Source organism: Actinoplanes sp. NPDC048791 (genome assembly GCF_040650095.1).
Taxonomy (GTDB): domain Bacteria; phylum Actinomycetota; class Actinomycetes; order Mycobacteriales; family Micromonosporaceae; genus Actinoplanes.
On record NZ_JBEZGQ010000502.1, the window covers coordinates 1 to 6077 of the forward strand.

Consider the following 6077-nt stretch of genomic DNA (forward strand, 5'->3'; position numbering starts at 1 on the left):
CGGTGATGATGGCGATCCGGCGGCGACCGGTCGAGCGCAGGTATTCGGTCATCTGCCGGGCACCGTCACGGTCGTCGGAGGCCACGTAGGTGTCGTCGCGTTCCTGGCCCAGCGGCCGGCCGCAGACCACGAACGGCAGCCCGCGCTCCTTGAGCTCGGCGATCAGCGGGCTGCCCAGGTGGTTGGAGACCAGCAACGCGCCGTCGACGTGCCCGGCGGTGACCCAGCGGCCGATCCGCTGGCGGTCCTCGCCGGTGGCGGCCACGGTCAGCAGCAGGGTGATGTCGTGCTCGGCCAGGACCTGGGTGCAGCCGCGCAGCAGGTTGTTGAAATTGGGGTCCTCGAAGAGCTTGTCCTGCGGCTCGGAGAGGATGAAGGCGACCGAGCCCGAGCGCTGGGTGACCAGGCTGCGCGCGTGCTGATTCACCACGTACCCGGTTTTGCTGATCGCGCGCTCGACCGCCGCCAGGGCCTGCCGGCTGACGTTGTGACCGCCGTTGAGGACCCGGGAGACCGTGCCGCGGGAGACGCCGGCCACCGCCGCGACGTCGTCCATCGTCGGGCGGGAGCGGAGTCGGCTGGGCTCGGTCACGGTCACATTCTCCCGCCCGCCCGCACCACCGCGCAGCCGGGTTGCCTGGTCATCAGCCTTTCACCGACCCGGAGACCAGATCCAGGCGCCAGTAGCGTTGCAGCAGCAGGAAGAGCGCGATCAGCGGCACGATGGAGATCAATACCCCGATGATCACGACGCTGTAGAGGGCGGGCACGGTCTGACCCTGGTTCAGCAATGTGAACAGGCCGACGGTCACCGGGAACTTGTCGTCGTCGGAGAGCATCACGAACGGCAGCAGGAAGTTGTTCCAGATGGCCACGAACTGGAACAGGAAGACCGTGACCAGCCCGGGCAGCATCATCGGCAGGGCCACCCGGCCGAAGATCCGGCCCTCGGACGCCCCGTCGGTGCGGGCGGCCTCGAGCACGGTGTCCGGCACGGCCGCGGCGGCATAGATCCGGGCCAGATAGATCCCGTACGGGCTGAGGATGTTCGGCAGCAGCACCGCCCAGTACGTGTCGGTCATCCCCACCTTGGCCAGCAGCAGGTACTGCGGGATGGCCAGCGTGACCCCGGGCACCAGCACCCCGGCCAGCAGCACGTTGAAGATGACGCCGCGCCCGGGGAACCGGTACTTGGCCAGCGTGTAACCGGACAGCCCGGACACGGACGCCGACAGCAGACCGCCGGCCCCGGCGTACAGCAGGGAGTTGAGCATCCACTTCCAGTAGACACCGCCTTCGGAGAGGTCGCCGAGGTTGGTGAGGAAGTCCCCGCCCGGGGCGAACGTGAAGGTGGTGAACAGCGACGACCCGCTCTTGGTCGACGCGGCGACCACCCAGGCCACCGGCAGCAGGCAGTAGACCGCCCCGATCAGCAGCACGGCGGTCGGCAACCAGGCGGTGCGCCGCCGGGACCGCCGGCGCGGCGCCGCCGGATCCCGGTCGTCCCGCACCGGTACGGAGGTGGCGAGCGCTGTCATCGCTCCTCGCTTCCGAACGCCTGCCGCTGGACCAGCCGCAGGAAGCCGAACGAGACCACGAGCGTGATCCCGGCGATCAGCACCGAGCTGGCGGCGGCCGAGTAGATGTCGTTCTGCGCGAACGCGTCGCGGTAGATCTTCATGAGCGGGGTCCACGTCGAGGAGATGGAGTTGGTCAGCGAGCGCACGGTCAGCGGCTCGGTGAAGACCTGCAGGGTGGCGATCAGCGAGAAGACCGTGGTCATGATCAGCGAGGGCATCAGCAGCGGGATCTTGATCCGGACGGCGAGCTGGAACTCGGTGCAGCCGTCGAGGCGGGCGGACTCGTAGATCTCCGAGGGGATGGCCCGCAGCGAGGTGAACAGCACGATCATGTTGAAGCCGACGCCGCCCCAGACCGCGATGTTGACGATGGCGAAGAACACCGAGCCGCCGGTGAGCGGGTCCGGCTCGGGCAGCCCCAGCCGCACGGCCAGGTCGGTGAACGGGCTGACCGCCGGCAGGTAGAGAAAGCCCCAGAGCATGCTGGCGATCAGGCCCGGGACGGCGTACGGCAGGAAGATCGCCAGGCGCGAGAAGCGCGCCAGCCGGACCCCCGGCCGGTCCAGCAGCAGCGCGAAGAGCAGGGCCAGGCCCAGCATGACGGGCAGCAGGGTCAGGCCGTAGGCCAGCACCCGGCCCGCGCTGCCCCACAGCTCGGAGTCCGACAGCGCGGTGCGGTAGTTCTCCAGCCCGGCGAAGATCTCGGTGCGCGCGTTGCGGCCCAGGCCCAGGCCGCTGACCTTGACCTTGCGCAGGCTCAGGTAGACGGCGTAGCCGATCGGCAGGAGCAGGAAGAGGACGAAGAGCACGATGGCCGGGGCGAGGAAGAGGTACGGCACCCCGCGGGATGCCGCGCCTCGCCGCCGCCGGCCGGTGACGGCCGTTGACATGACGGGTCCTCTCAGCTCGCGACCTTGAAGCCGTTCTTCTGCATGTCGGCCACGGTGGCCGTCTGCATGGTGTCGACGGCCCCGGCGAACGGTGTCTTACCGGTGATCGCCTTGCCGAAGGCGTCCTTGTACGTGTCGTAGGCGACGTTGACGTTCGGTCCCCAGACGAAGCCGGACGCGGTCTCGGCGATGGCCTTGGCCGAGGTGTAGAAGTCCTTCTGGTTGGCGAAGAAGGCGGGCGGCTCCTGCAGCAGCGGGCTGGACTGCGCGTCGCGGGCGGCCGGGTAGATGGCGCTCTCCTTGATGAGCAGCTCGGTGGCGGCCGGGTCGGCGTTCATCCAGGCGGCGAACTTCACCGCGGCGGCCTTGTTCTTGCTGGCCGCCGTGATGCCGGTGGAGGAGCCACCCCAGCTGCCGGTCTTGTTCTCGCCGGCGCTCCACTGCGGCATCGGGGCCATCGCCCACTTGCCCTTGGTGGCGGGCGCGTTGCCGGCCAGCACGCCGGGGGCCCAGATCGCGCTCGGCCAGGCGATCAGGGTGCCGTCGTTGAGCGCCTTGTTCCAGGCCGGGGTGTACATCGGCTGCTTGTCGATGGCGCCCTCGGCGACCAGGCCACCCCAGTAGTCGGCGACCTTTTTGGTGGCCGCGTCGTTGACGCTGACCTTCCAGGTCTCGCCGTCGATGCCCCACCACGAGGCGCCGGCCTGCTGGGCCAGGCCGGTGAACCAGCCCGGGTCGTTGGCCGAGAAGGTGGTCAGGTACTTCTTCGGGGCCTTCTGCCGGACGGTACGGGCGGTCTGCGCGAACTCGTCCCAGGTCTTCGGCACGGTCAGGCCGAGCTTGGAGAACTCGTCGGCCCGGTAGTAGAACATCATCGGGCCGGAGTCCTGCGGGATCGCGTACACCGCGTCGGTGCCCAGGGTGACCTGCTGCCAGACGCCCTCGGCGAACTTGTCCTTGACCGGCGCCGCCTCCTGGGCGATGTCGGCCAGCACGTCGTTGCTGACCAGCGTGGGCAGCGACTGGTACTCCACCTGGGCCAGGTCCGGCGGGTTGCCCGCCTTGGCCGCGGTCAGCAGCTTGGTGACGATGTCGCCGCCGCCGGCCTGCTTGCTCAGCGTCACGTGGATGTCGGGGTTGGCGGCGTTCCAGGCGTCGACGGTCTTGTCGATGTTCGGCGCCCAGGCCCAGAACGAGAGCTCGACCTTGCCGCCGGGCTGCGCGCTCTGGTCGGCGTCACCGGAATCGCTGGTGCAGGCGGCGCTCAGGCCGGCGGCGAGCACCACTGCGAGCAGGGCGCCGAACTTCTTCCTCATCATCGTGCCTTTCCGGGGATGGTGGCTGTGAGCGCTCACAGCCTTAACCCACCAACGCACAGTGTCAAGAGTTGCAGATGCGTTAACTGTGCAGGTGGAAGCTGTGCAATTATGCCTGTGCACGTTGGGAGCGCTCACAGATCGGAGCCGTACATGCCGCTCGTCCCGGGGATGGACCGGATCGCCTACGGCGGGGACTACAACCCCGAGCAGTGGCCGGAAGAGGTCTGGAGCGCCGACGTGGCGCTGATGCGCGAGGCCGGCGTCAACCTGGTCAGCCTCGGGATCTTCGCCTGGGCGATGCTGGAGCCGGCCCCCGGCGAGTACGAGTTCGGCTGGCTCGACCGCAGCCTCGAGCTGCTGCACGACGCCGGCATCGCGGTCGACCTGGCCACCCCGACGGCCGCCCCGCCGCCGTGGTTCCTGCACCGGCACCCCGACGCCGCCCCGATCACCCGCGAGGGCACGCGGCTGGGCGGTGGCGCCCGGCAGTCGTTCTGCCCGAGCTCACCGGCCTACGCCGCGGCGTCGGCCGGGATCACCGAGCAGCTCGCCCGCCGCTACGCCGGCCACCCCGCGGTGGTGCTGTGGCACGCCCACAACGAGTACGGCGGCGCCAACCCGTTCTGCTACTGCCCCACCTCGGCCGCGGCCTTCCGCAACTGGCTGCGCGACCGCTACGGCGACCTGGGCAAGCTCAACGACGCCTGGGGCACCACGTTCTGGAGCCAGCGCTTCGGTGACTGGGCCGAGGTCGAGCCGCCGATCGTCGCGCCGACCACCGTCAACCCGGCGCAGGAGCTGGACTTCTTCCGGTTCAGCTCGGACGCGCACCTGGCCAACTTCCGGCGCGAGCGCGACATCCTGCACCGCCTCGCCCCGGGCATCCCGGTCACCACCAACTTCATGCTGGCCAACTGCAAGAACATCGACTACTGGAAGTGGGGCACCGAGGTCGACGTGGTCGCCAACGACCACTACCTGCAGGCCGAACGGGCCGACAACCACATCGAGCTGGCCATGTGCGCCGACCTCACCCGCTCGGTGGCCCACGGGCGGTCCTGGCTGCTGATGGAACACTCCACCAACGCGGTCAACTGGCAGCCCCGCAACCTGACCAAGGCACCGGGTGAGCTGGGCCGCAACAGCATGCAGCACCTGGCCCGCGGCGCCGACGGCATCCTGTTCTTCCAGTGGCGCGCCTCGCGGTTCGGCGCGGAGAAGTTCCACTCGGCGATGCTGCCGCACGGCGGCACCGGCACCCGGACGTGGCGTGAGGTGGTGGCGCTGGGCGCGGCGCTGGGCGAGCTGGCCGAGCTGCGCGACAGCCGGATCACCGCCGAGGTGGCGCTGCTGTGGGACTGGGAGTCGTGGTGGGGGCTCGAGCTGCCCTGGCGCCCGTCGCAGGAGCTGAGCTTCCGCGAACGGCAGGAGGCGTTCTACGAGCCGTTGTGGCGGGCGCACCGGACGGTCGACTTCGCACATCCGGAGGGCGCGCTGGAGGCGTACCCGCTGGTGGTGGCGCCAAGCAGCTATCTGCTCAGCCCGGGTGCGGCGGACAACCTGCGGCGTTACGTGGCGGGTGGCGGGACGCTGCTGGTGTCGTACTTCTCCGGGATCGTCGACGGGCACGACGCCGTGCACCCCGGCGGCTATCCCGGCGCCCTGCGCGACCTGCTCGGCCTGGGGGTCGAGGAGTTCGAGCCGCTGGCCGACGGGCGCAGCGTCCGGCTCGACGACGGCCGCACCGCTGACACGTGGGCGGAGCGGCTGGAACTGCACGGCGCCACGGCGCTCGCGTCCTACGCCGACGGTCCGGCAGCCGGGCTGCCGGCGATCACCCGGCACGCGTACGGGAAAGGCCAGGCGTTCTACGCATCGACCAGGTTGACTTCCGAGGGCACCGCCGCTCTGCTGGACTCGGTGTCCGAGGCGGCCGGCCTGCCCCTGGCGCCGGACCTGCCCCCGTCCCTGGAGGTTGTCGAGCGGCACTCCGACACCGGCGCGTACCTGATCGCGATCAACCACGGGAGCAGCGAGGTCGTCGTGCCCGGCGACGGCGTCGAGCTGCTCACCGGGGACGTGGTGGCCGACGGCCTCCCGGTCCCGGCCGGAAGCTTCCGCGTCCTGCGGCGCGGCGACCAAACCCTCCCGAGGAGTTCCTGATGCTTCGCACACCCCCCGTCCTGGCCGCCGCCACCGCGGTGGCCGTCCTCGCCCTCGCCCCACCCGCGCACGCAGCCCCCGCCGACGTGCGCAACCCCGGCTTCGAGGCCGGCGCTGGTCAGGCC

Annotated in this window: 5 protein-coding genes; 1 reads left to right on the top strand and 4 read right to left on the bottom strand. The window is 70.3% G+C overall.

Annotation, left to right across the window (positions count from 1 at the left end; translation table 11 throughout):
- The 4 genes from AB0C29_RS29225 to AB0C29_RS29240 all read right to left on the bottom strand — a co-directional run.
- The coding region (locus AB0C29_RS29225) for a LacI family DNA-binding transcriptional regulator (RefSeq protein ID WP_360826621.1) at positions 1 to 592 on the bottom strand (592 nt) is incomplete at its 3' end.
- Positions 593 to 644: 52 nt separating this feature from the next.
- The gene (locus AB0C29_RS29230) at positions 645 to 1538 is read right to left on the bottom strand and encodes a carbohydrate ABC transporter permease (RefSeq protein WP_360826623.1); all 894 of its coding nucleotides are present in this window, start codon (positions 1536 to 1538) and stop codon (positions 645 to 647) included.
- Positions 1535 to 2470, bottom strand: a complete 936-nt coding sequence (locus AB0C29_RS29235; RefSeq protein WP_360826626.1) for a sugar ABC transporter permease — start codon at positions 2468 to 2470, stop codon at positions 1535 to 1537. The genes AB0C29_RS29230 and AB0C29_RS29235 overlap by 4 nt, the downstream gene beginning before the upstream one ends.
- A gap of 11 nt (positions 2471 to 2481) precedes the next feature.
- On the bottom strand, positions 2482 to 3786 hold the full coding sequence (locus AB0C29_RS29240; protein ID WP_360826628.1) for an extracellular solute-binding protein: 1305 nt from the start codon (positions 3784 to 3786) through the stop codon (positions 2482 to 2484).
- 153 nt (positions 3787 to 3939) lie between these two features.
- Between AB0C29_RS29240 and AB0C29_RS29245 the strand changes: the two genes are divergently transcribed.
- On the top strand, positions 3940 to 5952 hold the full coding sequence (locus AB0C29_RS29245) for a beta-galactosidase (protein WP_360826631.1): 2013 nt from the start codon (positions 3940 to 3942) through the stop codon (positions 5950 to 5952).
- Positions 5953 to 6077: the final 125 nt, after the last annotated feature.